This is a genomic window from Vibrio hepatarius (assembly GCF_043642085.1).
GTDB lineage: Bacteria > Pseudomonadota > Gammaproteobacteria > Enterobacterales > Vibrionaceae > Vibrio > Vibrio hepatarius_C.
In genome coordinates, this window is sequence record NZ_JBHZSA010000002.1 from 225,104 (window position 1) to 240,120 (window position 15,017).

A 15,017-nucleotide genomic window follows, 5' to 3' on the forward strand; every position below is an offset into this window, starting at 1 on the left:
AGTTTCTTATGTCTAAAGCATTATTAGATTTAACTCAGCTGGGAATGAAGTTCCCGACGCCCAGCGGTGACTTTATCGCCCTTAAAAACGTCAACCTTCAAATCAAGAAAGGGGAGTTCATTTCGCTAATCGGGCATTCAGGTTGCGGTAAATCGACCGTATTGAACCTTGTTGCAGGGCTTCATTTACCGACCGATGGTGGCGTGATTGTTGATGGACGTGAAGTGAGTGGCCCAGGGCCAGAGCGCGCGGTTGTGTTTCAAAACCATTCATTACTGCCTTGGCTGACGGTTTACCAAAATGTCGAGCTTGCGGTGAAGCAAGTGGTGAACAAATACGTTGGTAAGCAAGAGAGCAAGGCGTGGATTAAAGAGCAAGTTGAGCACTACCTGCATCTCATTCAAATGTCTCATTCTGCCGACAAAAGGCCCGATGAAATCTCTGGTGGTATGAAGCAGCGCGTCGGTATTGCGCGAGCCTTAGCGTTGAAGCCCAAGGTGATGCTGATGGATGAGCCGTTTGGGGCGTTAGATGCTTTAACACGCGCGCACCTACAAGATTCGTTAATGAAGATTCAGGCTGATCTCAATAACACTGTCATCATGATTACCCATGACGTCGATGAGGCTGTGTTGCTGTCAGACAAAATCGTCATGATGACTAACGGGCCTGCCGCGACCATAGGTGAAGTACTGCCAATTGACCTGCCAAGACCAAGAGATCGTGTTGCTCTTGCAGACGATCCGCAATACCAAAAATATCGCCAAGCAGTGCTGCGTTTTCTGTATGAGAAGCAGTCCAAACCTACTATGCCAATCAAGAGTACCGAGCAGAAAGAGCTTGATGTACCGGCTAAAACGGCCTAAGGAGAATCATTATGGAACATATCGTAATTGTCGGTAATGGTATGGTTGGCCATCATTTGGTAGCGCAGCTTGTCGAGTGTGGCGCGCATTTAGAAAAGAAGATTACCGTTATTGGTGAAGAGCGTTTCATCGCTTATGACCGAGTCCAGTTATCGGCGCTCTTTTCTGGTAAATCCCATCAAGACCTGATGCTCAGTAGTGAAGAGTGGTACAAGCTGCATGGTGTTGATCTATTACTTGGCAGCAAGGTGACGAATATCGATCGCGAGGGTAAGAATGTCCTACTCGATGGGAGTCGCTCGCTTAGTTATGACCAACTGGTGCTAGCAACAGGGTCATATCCGTTTGTGCCGCCAATTGAAGGCAATGAGCGCGAAAACATCTTTGTTTACCGAACGTTAGATGATCTTGCTGAAATCAAAGCTGCTTGTCAGGGAGCAAAAACGGGCGCGGTCATCGGCGGCGGCTTACTTGGTTTGGAAGCGGCGAATGCTTTGAAGCTGCTTGGTGTGGAAACGCACGTAGTCGAGTTTGCCCCTCGCTTAATGCCAGTTCAGCTTGATGATGGCGCAGGTAATGTACTGAAAGAACAAATCCAAGCCCTTGGTTTGACGGTTCATACCTCAACCGCAACAGAAAGAATTTGCGATGGAGAGAAAGCCAATCATCGCATGGTATTTAAAGATGCCGATCCACTCGAAGTGGATGTGATTGTATTTTCTGCCGGGATCCGCCCGCAAGATGCCCTTGCAAGCCAAGCTGGTCTAAATATAGGTGAGCGTGGTGGCATTGTTATTGATGATCAGTGTAAAACCAGTGACGACGCAATTTATGCGATTGGCGAGTGCGCCCTATGGCAAGAGAAAATCTTTGGTCTAGTGGCACCGGGTTACACCATGGCGCGTGTGGTGGCGGACTCGCTACTGGGCAGAGCTAATGCAGGTTTTACCGGCGCGGATATGAGCACCAAACTTAAGTTGCTCGGAGTAGATGTTGCGTCTATCGGCGATGCGCATAAGACGACAGAAGGCGCTCAAGAGATGATCTTGCAAGACGCGGTTGCTGGCATCTACAAAAAATTGGTTGTCGATAAGTCGGGCAGCCAGTTACTAGGCGCCATCTTAGTCGGCGATAACTCAGATTATGATGCACTGTTGCAGTGCTATCTCAACCAGACTCCTTTGCCTGATCATGCTGCAAACCTGCTGTTTGATATGGGTATGCTGCAAGGTGAAATGAGTGATAACGCGATCATCTGCTCGTGCCATAACGTCACTAAAGGCGACTTAGTCAGTGCGATTCAAGCCGGTGCGCATGAGCTCGATGTTCTTAAAGAGCAAACCAAAGCAGGTACTGGATGCGGGGGCTGTAGTAATATGGTCAAAACTGTCTTGGATACCGAGCTGATGGCGATGGGCGTTGAGGTCAATAATCATATCTGTGAGCACTTTGAAGTATCGCGACAGGAGCTGTTCCATATCTGTCAGGTAGAAGAAATTAAAGACTTCGACACTTTGATTAGCAAGCATGGTAAAGGGTATGGCTGCGATATTTGCAAGCCGACGGCAGCCTCGGTTTTCGCGTCATTGTGGAATGAACATATTATGGAACCCCAACACAGCACCCTGCAGGATTCCAACGACGCCTTTATGGCCAACCTACAAAAAGATGGCTCGTATTCGGTCGTCCCACGTGTCGCTGGTGGTGAAATAACGCCAGATAAACTGATCGCGTTAGGTCAGGTGGCTAAGCAGTATGATCTTTACACCAAGATCACGGGCGGACAGCGCGTGGATTTGTTTGGTGCTCAAGTCGAACAGTTACCTGAAATATGGCAAGCACTGATTGAGGCGGGCTTTGAAACGGGCCATGCATACGGAAAATCACTTCGAACCGTTAAGTCCTGCGTCGGCTCAACCTGGTGTCGTTATGGCGTTGATGACTCGGTTGGCTTAGCGATTGAACTTGAGAATCGTTATAAAGGGTTACGCGCACCGCACAAAATCAAATTTGCCGTATCTGGGTGTACTCGTGAGTGTGCTGAAGCGCAGAGTAAAGATATTGGTGTAATTGCCACTGAAAATGGCTGGAACCTCTACGTGTGCGGTAATGGTGGGATGAAGCCAAGACATGCTGATTTGATCGCTTCAGACCTCTCTAAGCCTGAGCTGATCGCTCTGATTGACCGCGTATTGATGTTCTACGTACGTACTGCTGATCGACTACAAAGAACGTCTGTATGGATGGAGAAACTTGATGGCGGCCTCGATTACTTAAAACAAGTGGTCATCGAGGATTCGTTAAGTATTGCTCTGTCGCTAGAAGAGCAAATGCAACACGTGGTGGATACCTATCAGTGCGAATGGAAAAGTACTCTTGATAAGCCAGAGAAGCTTGCTCGATTTAAACCTTTCATTAACGTTGATAGTGGGAGCCAAGCGTTACCTTATCAACGTATTCGTGGCCAGCGTATTCCAGTTAAGGAGGAGTTGTAATGGATACACTCATACAAGAAAGGATTTGTCCGTTAGACGAGTTAACGCCTTATCAAGGTTGCAGTGCAATGGTGGATGGTGAGCAGGTGGCACTGTTCTATATTCCGTCTGCCGGTGTTTTTGCAGTGCAAAACTGGGATCCCATAGGCCAAGCGTTCGTTATCAGCCGCGGTATTGTCGGTGATGTAAAAGGGCAGTTATGTGTGGCATCTCCACTCTATAAACAGCATTTCTGTCTTAAGTCGGGCCAGTGTATTGAAAATGATGAAGTGAAGCTGCGTGTTTATCCTGTCAATGTTGAAGACGGTCACGTGATTCTCACACTCGCGGAGTGATTAGAAACAGAGCGTATAGCTTAGATGTTAAACATATAGGTTGGCTTTTTAACCAATTGAACCGAAAACGAAATTAATTGGTTGACCCTAGATTATTATCCGTTAGAGTACACCTCGTTCTCGTAGCTCTTGTGGCGAGAATGATGGTGTACCATCGCTTTATGCGTTGCCCTGGTGGTGGAATTGGTAGACACAAGGGATTTAAAATCCCTCGGCGTTCGCGCTGTGCCGGTTCAAGTCCGGCCCGGGGCACCATCCCTCAATATGCAAGAAACAAAGAAGCAACAAAATTAAGGCGCCTTGGCAGAGTGGCTATGCAGCGGATTGCAAATCCGTGGACCTCGGTTCGATTCCGGGAGGCGCCTCCATTCTATATATCAAAACGTTAAGCAGAACACGGACTACCTTGAGTCGCCATCTCATATTGTCGCACAGGCATAATGTCTATCGTGTGTTTAATTAATTCCCAATTCGTTTGTTTTCCCCAACGTAGTTTTTCTGTTCCATCTTTACCAATCAGTACCGCGGTATGACTTCCGGGTTTTACCTTGTAAACATCAAACAGTGCGCCCAAATTAAACTCATACTTGACCCAGACTGGATCGGTAAAACCATCTTCTGTCACCACTAAAGTGACTAAATCGCGTTCTTGAAGCTCACAGTCATTAATCAATGTTTCGAGCAGAAATTGTTTGACGTGATCATCCTTGGTTGGTGCGAAATAGATGACACTTCGGTGTTGCCAATGTGATGAGTAAGCCGGGTATGTCCATGCCGTTACGCTGTATAGCAAAGCAATAGTGAATACGAAAGCTGAACGCATAGCTTTCCTCTCTTCGTTAAGGAGCATCATAATGTGTTCTACGTTAAGTGTAGATGTTAAGCTCAAATAACCGAATAAAGAGATGGAAATGGTGAATGCGCAGATTGTCTAGTGAGCGAATAACGTTAAGGTTGGTGGAGCAACAGGATGCCGAATTTATCCTCGAACTTTACAACAATGAAGACTTCCTCCGCTTTGTTGGTGATAAAGGCATCAAAACGGTAGATGATGCTCAGTTGTACATTCAAAACAATATTCTTGCTATGCATGAAGAGCACGGTGTTTGTCTTTTGCTGGTGGAGCGTAGCGACACTAAAGAAAAGCTCGGTGTGTGTGGCTTGATAAAGCGTCCAGAGCTTACGGCTTACGACATCGGTTACGGTTTTAAACCTGCCGCTTATGGGCAAGGTTATGGATATGAGGCGGGACAAGCCGTCCTAGATTATGCCCGCCAACAGCCCAAAATCACTGAACTGGTAGCCATCACAACATCTGACAATGGGGCGAGCCAAGCGCTGTTAACTAAACTCGGCTTTACCTATGTCAAAGTTCAAGACGCAATAAGTGATAGAGTGGATTTACTGTTATATCAAATGAGCCTGCATAGTGAGTGAAGTAATCGTATCGGACATTCTCCAAGGGAAGTTACGCACTGAGTTTAAAACCGTCAGCGCGATGGTCGCGATATACTGCCATGCACATCGTGGAACAAGACAGGGCTTGTGCCAAGAATGTAAAGCACTGTTGGATTATGCGGAGACTCGCTTAGACCGGTGCCCTTATGGACAAGAGAAGCCGACCTGTAATCAATGTCCAATTCACTGCTACAAACCCGAGCAGAAAGAACAGATGCGCCAAGTGATGCGTTTCTCAGGCCCGAGAATGCTATTGCCTCATCCGATCCTCGCCATTCGCCACCTGTTACATGAAAAGAAACCTGTACCAGATAAGCCTAAGCCGAATGCGTCCAACCGACATGTAAGAAAGAAAGCTAAGTAGGGTGCTAGAAGTAGCATAGTGCGAATATAGAAAGAGGCACGCTAGGTGCCTCTTTCTATTTGATTATTCTCCAGCGATAGCTTGTCGCTTGGTCTTAATGCTTGCGATCAACATGTAGATGCAAGTCGCCAGTAGAGCCGCAAACAAGTAGCCCATCAAACCTTGTGCGCCTGACATAAAACTGTCCGCCACAACAGGACCGGCCACAGAACCGATACTGTAGCTAAACAGCATAACCTGAGTCGCAGAAACAATGTAGCTTGCATCCAACTTGTCGCAACCAAGGTTGATTGCAACAGGGTAAAGCGCAAATGTTGCAACGCCCAAGAAGAACAGTCCAGCCGCAAGTGCTTGGATGCCAGTGACTAATGTCGTAAATGTAATTGCAGCTACGCCAAGAAGGCAAAACAGTGCCATCAGCAGTGTGCGACCTAAGTATTTAGATAGCCAAGGAACGACAGGCTGCACCGCCATACCGCCGAGAATAACCACTGCCATTAGGCCGCCAATATCACTGTGAGCAATACCACGAGCGAACAGTTCGACTGGCATTAACCCGTAGATAGCGCCTAAGGTTAAACCTGAAACAATACAGCCGATGATCGCAGCGTGATTCAGTTTACTGATCTGTTTTAGTGATAAAGATTCACTGTGTTCGCTTTCTGGTTGATCACTTTCGCCAAACAGTAGAACCACGACAGCTAAAATCAACAAGGTAATGATGGTGATAAAAGGAACGCCACCAGAAATGCCGATTACGCCAATCCCTAGCTGTCCTAGTGCGCTACCGCCATACAGTGCGCCCATGTAAAGACCTAAGCGCTTTGCTCGTGCGGACTCGTCACCATGAAGCAACCAAGATTCAACGATAACAAATACGCCAGCGACTGCCATACCCGCTACTAAGCGCGCGATAATCCAGAGTGCTGAGTAAGGCGCTAGAGGCAAAATCATGATGGTTGCCATGAACGTTACTAAACACCAAACGAACGCATTACGGTGTCCTACTTTCTTCACAATTGGCTCTACGCCCACCGCACCGATAAGAAGACCTGCGTAAAACACGCTCGCAAGCCAGCTTGCAAGAGAATTATCTAGGCCGTATTCGCCAAGCATTAAAGGAATCAGACTCATTAAATACCCCGATGCGACCGCATATAGAGCTAGCGCAATTACAGGTACAGAAATGCGAGCTTTCGGTGTTGGTGCAAGGGTATTTTCCAATGTCGTGGCCTCTTAAAGTGAATAAATGGTAAGCAATTTCGGGCGCGACTATGGGGCTAAATGAGTTTCGGGTAAAACGAAAAGTTTTTCTTATGACGACAAAAATTATTTATGAAGATGAGGGATGAGAAATAGCAGGTGAATTGCAGCAAAAACATCGGTAATTGCCGCAATTATTGGATGATTTTACTAAGAAGGTTATTTCAATAACGCTTGATTAAGCCATTGATCGAATTGCCCTTTTGGCAGGGCTCCATTGATAACATCAACTCTTTTACCATTTTTGAAAACCATGACAGTTGGAATGCTTCTAATTTGGTATTTGGCGGCAAGATTTTGCTGAGCTTCGGTATCTATTTTTACAAAGCGAACGTTTTTTGCTCTCTCAGCGGCAACGTCAGAGAAGACTGGCGCAAAACCAACACATGGGTTACACCAAGTTGCCCAAAAATCCACCACGACAGGCACTGGACTATTTAGAATTGCATCAAAGTTACTTTCAGTCCCTTCGATAGGTGCACCGTCTAACAGCGAGGACTGACATTTTCCACAATTCGGGCTTTCTGAAATACGTTCTGTTGGAACACGGTTGACGCCAGAGCAATATGGGCATCGAGTGTTAAAGGTAGACATGACTTTTCTCTCGTTGTTTTTTTCAATTAGGTGACAGTGATTGCCGGAGATAGTTATACTCTGAAACGAACGAGTGATACAAATAACTAATTCAAAGGCTCAAAATGAAAAATTTCTATGCGGAAATTACTGGCTGGGGCAAGTGCCTACCTCCAGCGACGCTCTCCAATGAAGACCTAAGCACCTTTTTAGATACCTCTGACGAGTGGATCCGCACTCGTACAGGTATAGAAAACCGCCGTATTAGTCACGTAAATACCTCTGACATGGCGACGGTAGCAGCAAAGCACGCATTAGCATGTGCAGGTATTACGGCTGAAGAAGTTGATTTAATTATTGTCGCGACTTGTTCGCCAGGCTCACTGATTCCGAATACGGCATCGAAAGTCTCGCAGAACCTAGGTATCAAAGCGGCAGCCGCTTTTGATCTTAATGCAGCATGCACGGGATTCTTGTACGGATTAGAAACCGCGACTCGACTAATACAGTCGGGCAATTACCGCAATGCCATCGTCATTGGTGCAGAGCGCCTGTCGTTCTTCATCGACTGGACTAAACGTGATACAGCTGTGTTGTTCGGTGATGGCGCTGGTGCTGCTGTTCTTAGCCGTACAGAGCAACAAGTTGGTTTACAAGAAGCTCAGCTAGGCTGTGACTCGGCGGGGCGTGATATTCTAGCAGTACCAAAATTTGGTACGTCAATGGATCGCTTTGCTGCCGACAATGGCCATTGGGATTTCAACTTTGTTGGTAAAGAAATCTTTAAGCGTGCCGTGAAAGGTATGGGCGCGGCTGCTCAAAGCGTCCTTGCTCGTAGTGAACTTTCTACGGATGACGTTGATGTGGTAATCCCTCACCAAGCGAATATTCGTATCATCCAAACTCTGTGTGATTTATCAGGCATTAGCCAAGATAAAGCGTTCGTGAATATTCACAACTACGGTAATACCTCTGCCGCAACAGTGCCTATCGCACTGTGTGAAGCACTTGAGCAAGGTAAGGTTAAGTCGGGTGACCATCTGCTACTTGCTGCGTTCGGTGCTGGCCTCACATGGGGCGCTGGCCATATCAAGTGGGGTGAACGAGTCACGCCAGTTGGTCAAAGTGATGCCGTTCTACCTGAGTGTGAGAGCTCTGCACTGGAATTACTTGCCAATGCAATTGAGCATTGCAAGAAAGGCGCATAACCACGTCACGTATTGAAAAGATTAACAATTTAAGTCGCACTTTAAGTGCGACTTTTTATATCTATCACCTACCTTTGAGATTATTATATTGGCCTAACGATAAGAACTCCGCTGGGCTAGCATGAAATTTCTTCACACATCTGATTGGCACTTAGGTCGCCAATTTCACAATGTTTCTCTACTTGATGATCAAAAAGCTGTATTGCAGCAGATAACCGACTATTTGCAGCAGCATCCGGTTGATGCCTTGGTCATCGCCGGTGATATCTATGATCGCTCTGTGCCTCCGACAGCCGCGATTGAGTTAATGAATCATTTTGTTGAACATGTGTGTGGTGAGCTCAAACTTCCAATCATTTTGATCCCAGGTAACCACGATGGGGCTGAGCGACTAGGTTTTGCCTCCAAGCAGATGAAAGAATCAGGCCTACATATCATCTCCAATTTCAGAGATATGGTGACATCGATCGTCATCGACAGTGATGTAGGTCCAGTTGCTTTCTATGGCATGCCATATAACGATCCTGAGCTAGTCCGTCACCATTTCAAACAGCCAGTCTCAACTCATGACGAAGCTCATCAGCATTTATGTGAAGAGATCAAAAAGAGCTTTGTGGATGGCACTAAGAATGTGTTGATTAGTCACTGTTTTGTTGATGGCGCAATCGAATCAGAATCGGAACGTCCATTGTCTATTGGTGGTTCAGATCGTGTCAGTCACGAACATTTTGTCGACTTCGATTACGTGGCACTTGGGCACTTGCACCAGCCGCAAAAAAAAGGCGAGGAGCATATTCGCTACTCGGGCTCTTTGATGAAATACAGCTTTTCAGAACAACATCAGAAGAAAGGCATGACGCTGGTCGAGTTGGATGAAAATGGTTTTAAGTCTGCCACCCATATTGACCTAAAGGCACCTCATCAGATGCGTATTATTGAAGGTGAACTCGACGACATCTTATCGCAAGGGAAAACCGATCCGAATAGTGAAGACTACCTGTTGGTACGTTTAATGGACAAACACGCCATCCTAAACCCTATGGATAAGTTGAGAGCAGTCTATCCTAACGTTTTGCATCTCGAAAAACCGGGCATGTTGATTGGCACAGAACAAGAAATGGCGGTGGCTAAGTTAGCACGCAGTGAAGCAGATATGTTCCGAGACTTCTTCCTAGAGGCGCAAGACTCTAAGTTGAGTGAGGAACAAGACAAAGCAATCACCGACATTATCAAGCAACTCAGTCAGCAATAGGAACAGCAATGAAACCACTAAAACTCACGCTGCAAGCATTTGGTCCTTTTGCGAAAACCGAGCAGGTGGATTTTACCCAGCTTGGTACTAACCCTCTTTTCTTAATTAATGGTCCAACAGGTTCCGGTAAAACGTCGATCTTAGATGCGATTTGCTTTGCGTTATACGGTGAAACCACGGGTAATGAACGCCAAGGCATACAAATGCGCTGCGACCAGTCTGCTGCTAACTTACCGACTGAAATCATTTTTGAGTTTGCGCTGCACGATAAACATTACCGTGTGACGCGCGCCCCTGAGCAAGAAGCACCGAAAGCACGCGGTGAAGGAACAACGACAAAGAAACACGCGGCTTCATTATATGAGATCACTGATGAAGAGCGTTTGATTACTAGTAAAACAGCACAAGTCAAAACAGAGGTAACGGCGCTATTAGGGCTGAACGAAAGTCAGTTCCGTCAGGTGATGGTATTGCCTCAAGGCAAATTCCGCGAGCTACTGCTTGCCAGTTCGAAAGACAGAGAAGCGATATTTGGTCAGCTGTTTCAAACTGACATCTATAAAAAAATTGAATTTGCTTTAAAGGATCGTGCGCTCTCAATCAGTAAATCGAAGGACGAGTTCGACAACCAAATCCGCGGTGCGCTGCAAGTGGGCGAGGTGAGTACCGAGCAAGATCTAAGCGACAAGCTTACCCAAGCAAATGAACAGGCAGCTCACGCTAAAATGGCTGAGCAAACCAGTTTAGAAGCGCTCAGCCAATCGAAAGCCAAACTACAGCAAGTGACGACACTTAACGGTCAGTTTGTGAAACTAGAGCAGGGTAAAGCGGCTTTAAAAGCTCACTTAGAGCAGCAAGCTGTTATCGCTGAGCGTAACCTAGCATTAGAGCGCGCCACACAAGCAAGCAAATTAGAAGCGCCATATTCGCAGTGGCAAGCGAGTTTAAAGCAAGTCACGGAATTTGAACAAAAGCTTGTTACGCTAAACTCGGAACAAGAGCAAGCGCAAGTGATGCTAAAGCAGAGTGAGGCTCAGCATCAAAAAGCTTCCTCAGAAGCCGAACAGCTCCCTGCTTTGAATGAGCAACTATTCAAGCTAGACCAAACTCAGCAGAAGCTGGTGGAACGCGCTCAACAGCAATCGAATGTTAATGCCTTACAGCAAAAAAAAATCGAGCAGCAACAAACGTTAGATAAGTACATCGCTTTCAAAGATAAGCTTGCAAGTGACGCTCTAAAAGGCAGTCAGGACCTTGAGCAAGCACGTAAGGATGTGACAGAGAAGGTGACGCTAGAAGCGGAGATTGCTAATAATCAGCGTTTGGCCTCTGATCTACGTAAACTTGCACAAATTAAGGGCGAACAAGCCAGTATAGATAAACAAACTGAAACGAAGCAGACAACAAAGCAAACCTTGCAAGCCGAGTTAGTCACTAAACAGAAATTTGCCGACCAAACTGAGCTCCATTGGCATAATGCACAAGCCGCGGTTTTAGCTCAGAAGCTTGAACAAGATCAGCCTTGTCCGGTTTGTGGTAGCTGCACGCACCCATCACCAGCAAGTTTTGCTGGCAATGAAGTTTCAAAGCAACAGGTAGAAAGTGCTCGCCAGATTGAGCGAGCTGCACTTGAACAATTTAATCAGGCAAGCAGTGCGCTTGAACAGCACCTGTCGCTATGTGAGCAAAAGAGAGCCATGGTTCTGGCTGCAGACGCTGAGTTAGGCGACAAAGCAACGCTTAACATTGCCGATGTAGAGCAGCAACTTAATCAGCATCAACTTCGTTTACAACATCTCTCCGCGATTGACTTAATCAAAATGGAGCAGGCGGTTGCTGAACTCAACCAACGCTGCACTGATGGTGAAGCTAAAATCAATCAGCTTAAAGAAGAAATGTCTGCTAATGATACCGCTTTAAAGCTTAGTATCGAGCAACTAGAAAAGATCTCGATTGCGATCAATGGAGAGTTCAACTCGGTTGAGGAAGTTGAAGCAAAACGAGTACAGACGCAGCAAATAATGTCACAGCTTAAGCAGGCGTTAGAAGCGGCGCAGACTCAGGCTCAACAAGCGGCGATGAGACAGTCAAACCTAGAATCGCAAATGGTCACCCACCGTGAATTACTTGACCAAACGGTAAAGCAACGCGAGCTTAATGAGCAGGTATGGCACAGCGCGCTGCAAGCGACTGCTATTGCTTCAGAGCAACAGTTTTTGGCATCTCGTTCGACATCTTCTGAATTAGAAGCATGGCAAAACGAGATAACTCAATATAACCGTACCAGCGTCCAATTAGAGCAGACGATAAGCGATCTAGAGCAAGTGCTGGCCGGCATGCAGCAACCGAATTTAGAACAGGAACAGTTGTCAGTACAGCAACGAGAGGTGGAATATCAACAAGCTAGAACTGTATTGGATACCGCTCAGTCGACATTGCATCGTTTAGAAAAAGTCGCGCAAGATATTGCTCAGTTGCATGAGAAAAATCGCAAGCTAGAAGCAGAATATAAAGTTTATGGCACTCTTTACGATGTCGCGAGTGGCAAAACAGGTAGCCGAGTGAGCTTACACCGTTTTGTACTTGGCGTTTTGCTTGATGACGTATTGATTCAAGCTTCGCAACGACTGAGTATTATGAGCCGTGGCCGATATCAACTTGTGCGTAAGACCGAAGGGTTTAAGGGGGCGGCTGGGCGAGGCTTAGATCTGTCGGTTGAAGATGGCTATACAGGTAAAGCTCGTGATGTCGCGACCCTATCTGGCGGGGAGTCTTTCATGGCCGCTTTGGCTTTGGCACTAGGTCTGTCTGATGTTGTTCAGTCATACAGCGGTGGCATTAGGCTCGATACATTATTTATTGACGAAGGTTTTGGTAGCTTAGACCCTGAATCGTTAGACCTTGCGATGCAAATCTTGATAGATCTGCAACAAAGTGGCCGTACAATAGGGGTTATCTCGCATATCTCGGAGCTTAAAGAACAAATGCCACTCCGGTTGGACGTGGAATCATCTAGAGTGGGAAGTACAATCCACCTAGCGGGTATTCACTAATTAGATTAGTGGCTAGAATTAAAATAATGCATTGAGTTTCTTATGTGCGCGGTTTGCAGATTATAGATAAACCAATAATGGCTGTAGTAGATGGATGTAGTTAAGAAGATTTACCAGTACGCAGATCCCAACCTATCTTTGGTAGGTTGGATGGGGTGTATTGGTTTCCCTGCCTACTATTTTGTGTGGACAGTGATCTATCCGCAGCCTTATGAGAATGCGTCTCTAAGAGTATTCTGTGCTCTGCTGTTGCTTGGGTTGGCTCTAAGGCATTACGTCCCGACGGTACTGAAACGCTTTTTGCCATATTACTATTTAGCGACAGTGACGATTTGTCTGCCGTTCTTCTTTTCGTTCATGATGTTTATGAATGGCTGGTCGACGGTTTGGGCGATGTCCTTTATGAGCTCGATCTTCCTCCATATTCTATTAGTTCACCAAACCCGGGTCATGATTGCTCAAGCGACGTTGGCGATTGTCCTAGGTTTTTTGTTTGCATATGGGCTCAATGATGGACTGCTTGATGGTGGTGTTCCTATCGTTTGGCCATACATCCCGATTTTCCTTTTCACTTATATCTTCGGTAACCTTTTCTACTTCCGAAATCAGGTTGAGCATGAAGCTAAGGTCTCCATTGCTAAGTCATTTGGGGCTGGTATTGCTCATGAGATGAGAAACCCATTAAGTGCTTTGCAGACTTCATTAGACGTACTGAGCTCATCGCTTCCTGCATCAAAGTCTAATCAGAACGAGTATGTTGAATTACCACGCCAAGATCTAATGAGAATGAGAGAGGTGCTGGCCAGCGCCGATGAGGTTATCCATAACGGCAATGAAGCCATTGATTTACTGCTGACATCTATTGATGAAAACCGAGTTTCTCAATCGACATTTAAGCTCCATTCAGCAGGTGAAGTGGTCAGAGAGTCTTTAGCGACATATTCCTATCGCGGTACCGAAGCCAGCAAGTACGTCACGCTCAACATTGGTCAAGATTTTGAATACTTTGGTAGTGATACCTTATTGAAATACGCACTGTATAATTTGCTGAAAAATGCGTTGTACTACCGAAATGATGATGCGTTTAAGGTCTCTATTACTGTTAATGCAGACGAAAAGGCAAACTACCTCTATTTCGAAGATAACGGTGTTGGTATTGAGCCGGATAAGATTGACTATATCTTTGAAGATTTTTATACATCAGGCAAAGCATCCAGTTATGGCTTGGGGCTACCATTTTGCCAACGAGTGATGCATTCGTTTGGAGGCTCGATTGAATGTGAGTCCGCATTAGGAGAGTGGACGCAGTTTACTCTCAAGTTCCCTCACAAACATTCCCAAGCAATCAGTGTCATCAAACAGGAAATTCTACGTACTAAATCGATACTGCACATAGGCAGTGACCCAATGGTGCAGCGTAAACTGAATGAGTTTGCCTTCTATATGGGTACGGATCTGTCAGATATAAATCTAGAGCAAGCGTATCAGAAAGAAGAGTATGAATTTGAGTATGACTTAATTTTGATTGACCTAGATACCTGCAGCGAGTCTGAGTATCTAAAACTTGAGTCAAAATTGCACTTTACTGAAGCGAAACTGGTCGTTCTGTATGACAAGAATAGCCACTATCACACCAAATTTAGCCGCTTTCTGTCCATCTATGCGATTGAAAAATTACAGGTTTTGAAGCATACCAGTGACGTTTTTGCTAAGCTTATGTTTGGCCGTTGTGAAGCTGATAGAACGCAAATACCTCGCAAAACTACGAGCGTTGGCAAACGGATTCTGATTGCCGATGACAATGTATCAATGCGTCAACTGACTACTATTTTGCTCAATAAGCAAGGTTATCAAGTGTCTCATGCGAGTGACGGTAGCGAAGTTCTTGATGTTTTAGGCAATCAGGCTATCGATCTGATACTGATGGATATTGAAATGCCAAAACTCAATGGGTTTGATGCCACTGAGGCAATAAGGAGCTCATCTGAGGATTATTTCGATATTCCGATTGTTGGGCATACGGGCGATAATTGCCAAGAAACGTTGCAGAAAATAAAGCAGGTGGGAATGAACGACTATTTAATTAAACCCGTCGATAAAGAACATCTGCTAGACAAAATATCTTTATATTTGTAATGTTTTTATAGCAC

12 protein-coding genes and 2 tRNA genes are annotated in these 15,017 nt (G+C 45.8%); 11 read left to right on the forward strand and 3 right to left on the reverse strand.

The window, feature by feature from the left end; all coding sequences use genetic code 11:
• Positions 1-8 precede the first annotated feature (8 nt).
• The 5 genes from ACHUFZ_RS04185 (at position 9) to ACHUFZ_RS04205 (ending at position 4,064) form a co-directional block, all read left to right on the forward strand.
• On the forward strand, positions 9-866 hold the full coding sequence (locus ACHUFZ_RS04185; RefSeq protein ID WP_394126023.1) for an ABC transporter ATP-binding protein: 858 nt from the start codon (positions 9-11) through the stop codon (positions 864-866).
• An 11-nt stretch (positions 867-877) separates the two neighbouring features.
• A complete protein-coding gene (nirB, locus tag ACHUFZ_RS04190) occupies positions 878-3,361 on the forward strand; it encodes a nitrite reductase large subunit NirB (protein WP_394126024.1) in 2,484 nt (827 codons plus the stop codon).
• The gene (gene nirD / locus ACHUFZ_RS04195; RefSeq protein WP_394126025.1) at positions 3,361-3,696 is read left to right on the forward strand and encodes a nitrite reductase small subunit NirD; all 336 of its coding nucleotides are present in this window, start codon (positions 3,361-3,363) and stop codon (positions 3,694-3,696) included. The genes nirB and nirD overlap by 1 nt, the downstream gene beginning before the upstream one ends.
• Positions 3,697-3,864: 168 nt before the next feature.
• A tRNA-Leu gene (locus tag ACHUFZ_RS04200) sits at positions 3,865-3,951 on the forward strand.
• Between the two features lie 39 nt (positions 3,952-3,990).
• Positions 3,991-4,064, forward strand: a tRNA-Cys gene (locus ACHUFZ_RS04205).
• Between the two features lie 17 nt (positions 4,065-4,081).
• On the opposite strand, the gene ACHUFZ_RS04210 is transcribed toward ACHUFZ_RS04205, so the two are convergent.
• A complete protein-coding gene (locus ACHUFZ_RS04210; protein ID WP_394126026.1) occupies positions 4,082-4,519 on the reverse strand; it encodes a DUF4174 domain-containing protein in 438 nt (145 codons plus the stop codon).
• Positions 4,520-4,614: 95 nt separating this feature from the next.
• Between ACHUFZ_RS04210 and ACHUFZ_RS04215 the strand changes: the two genes are divergently transcribed.
• The gene (locus tag ACHUFZ_RS04215) at positions 4,615-5,133 is read left to right on the forward strand and encodes a GNAT family N-acetyltransferase (protein ID WP_394126027.1); all 519 of its coding nucleotides are present in this window, start codon (positions 4,615-4,617) and stop codon (positions 5,131-5,133) included.
• Positions 5,126-5,518 carry a nitrous oxide-stimulated promoter family protein gene (locus ACHUFZ_RS04220; protein ID WP_394126028.1) on the forward strand — a complete coding sequence of 131 codons (393 nt, stop codon included), beginning with the start codon at positions 5,126-5,128 and terminating at the stop codon, positions 5,516-5,518. The genes ACHUFZ_RS04215 and ACHUFZ_RS04220 overlap by 8 nt, the downstream gene beginning before the upstream one ends.
• 63 nt (positions 5,519-5,581) lie before the next feature.
• On the opposite strand, the gene ACHUFZ_RS04225 is transcribed toward ACHUFZ_RS04220, so the two are convergent.
• Together ACHUFZ_RS04225 and trxC are read right to left on the reverse strand one after the other, a co-directional pair.
• Positions 5,582-6,742, reverse strand: coding sequence for an MFS transporter (locus tag ACHUFZ_RS04225; protein ID WP_394126029.1), 1,161 nt, complete (start codon positions 6,740-6,742; stop codon positions 5,582-5,584).
• A 198-nt stretch (positions 6,743-6,940) separates the two neighbouring features.
• Positions 6,941-7,375 carry a thioredoxin TrxC gene (gene trxC / locus ACHUFZ_RS04230; RefSeq protein ID WP_394126030.1) on the reverse strand — a complete coding sequence of 145 codons (435 nt, stop codon included), beginning with the start codon at positions 7,373-7,375 and terminating at the stop codon, positions 6,941-6,943.
• A 104-nt stretch (positions 7,376-7,479) separates the two neighbouring features.
• Between trxC and ACHUFZ_RS04235 the strand changes: the two genes are divergently transcribed.
• The 4 genes from ACHUFZ_RS04235 (at position 7,480) to ACHUFZ_RS04250 (ending at position 15,003) form a co-directional block, all read left to right on the forward strand.
• The gene (locus ACHUFZ_RS04235) at positions 7,480-8,562 is read left to right on the forward strand and encodes a ketoacyl-ACP synthase III (protein ID WP_394126031.1); all 1,083 of its coding nucleotides are present in this window, start codon (positions 7,480-7,482) and stop codon (positions 8,560-8,562) included.
• 121 nt (positions 8,563-8,683) lie between these two features.
• Positions 8,684-9,814 (forward strand): exonuclease SbcCD subunit D, encoded by a 1,131-nt coding sequence (locus tag ACHUFZ_RS04240; RefSeq protein WP_394126032.1) that lies wholly within the window; start codon positions 8,684-8,686, stop codon positions 9,812-9,814.
• 8 nt (positions 9,815-9,822) lie between these two features.
• Positions 9,823-12,867 carry an AAA family ATPase gene (locus tag ACHUFZ_RS04245; protein WP_394126033.1) on the forward strand — a complete coding sequence of 1,015 codons (3,045 nt, stop codon included), beginning with the start codon at positions 9,823-9,825 and terminating at the stop codon, positions 12,865-12,867.
• A gap of 90 nt (positions 12,868-12,957) precedes the next feature.
• Entirely contained in the window at positions 12,958-15,003 is a 2,046-nt protein-coding gene (locus ACHUFZ_RS04250) for a hybrid sensor histidine kinase/response regulator (protein WP_394126034.1), read from the forward strand.
• Positions 15,004-15,017 lie beyond the last annotated feature (14 nt).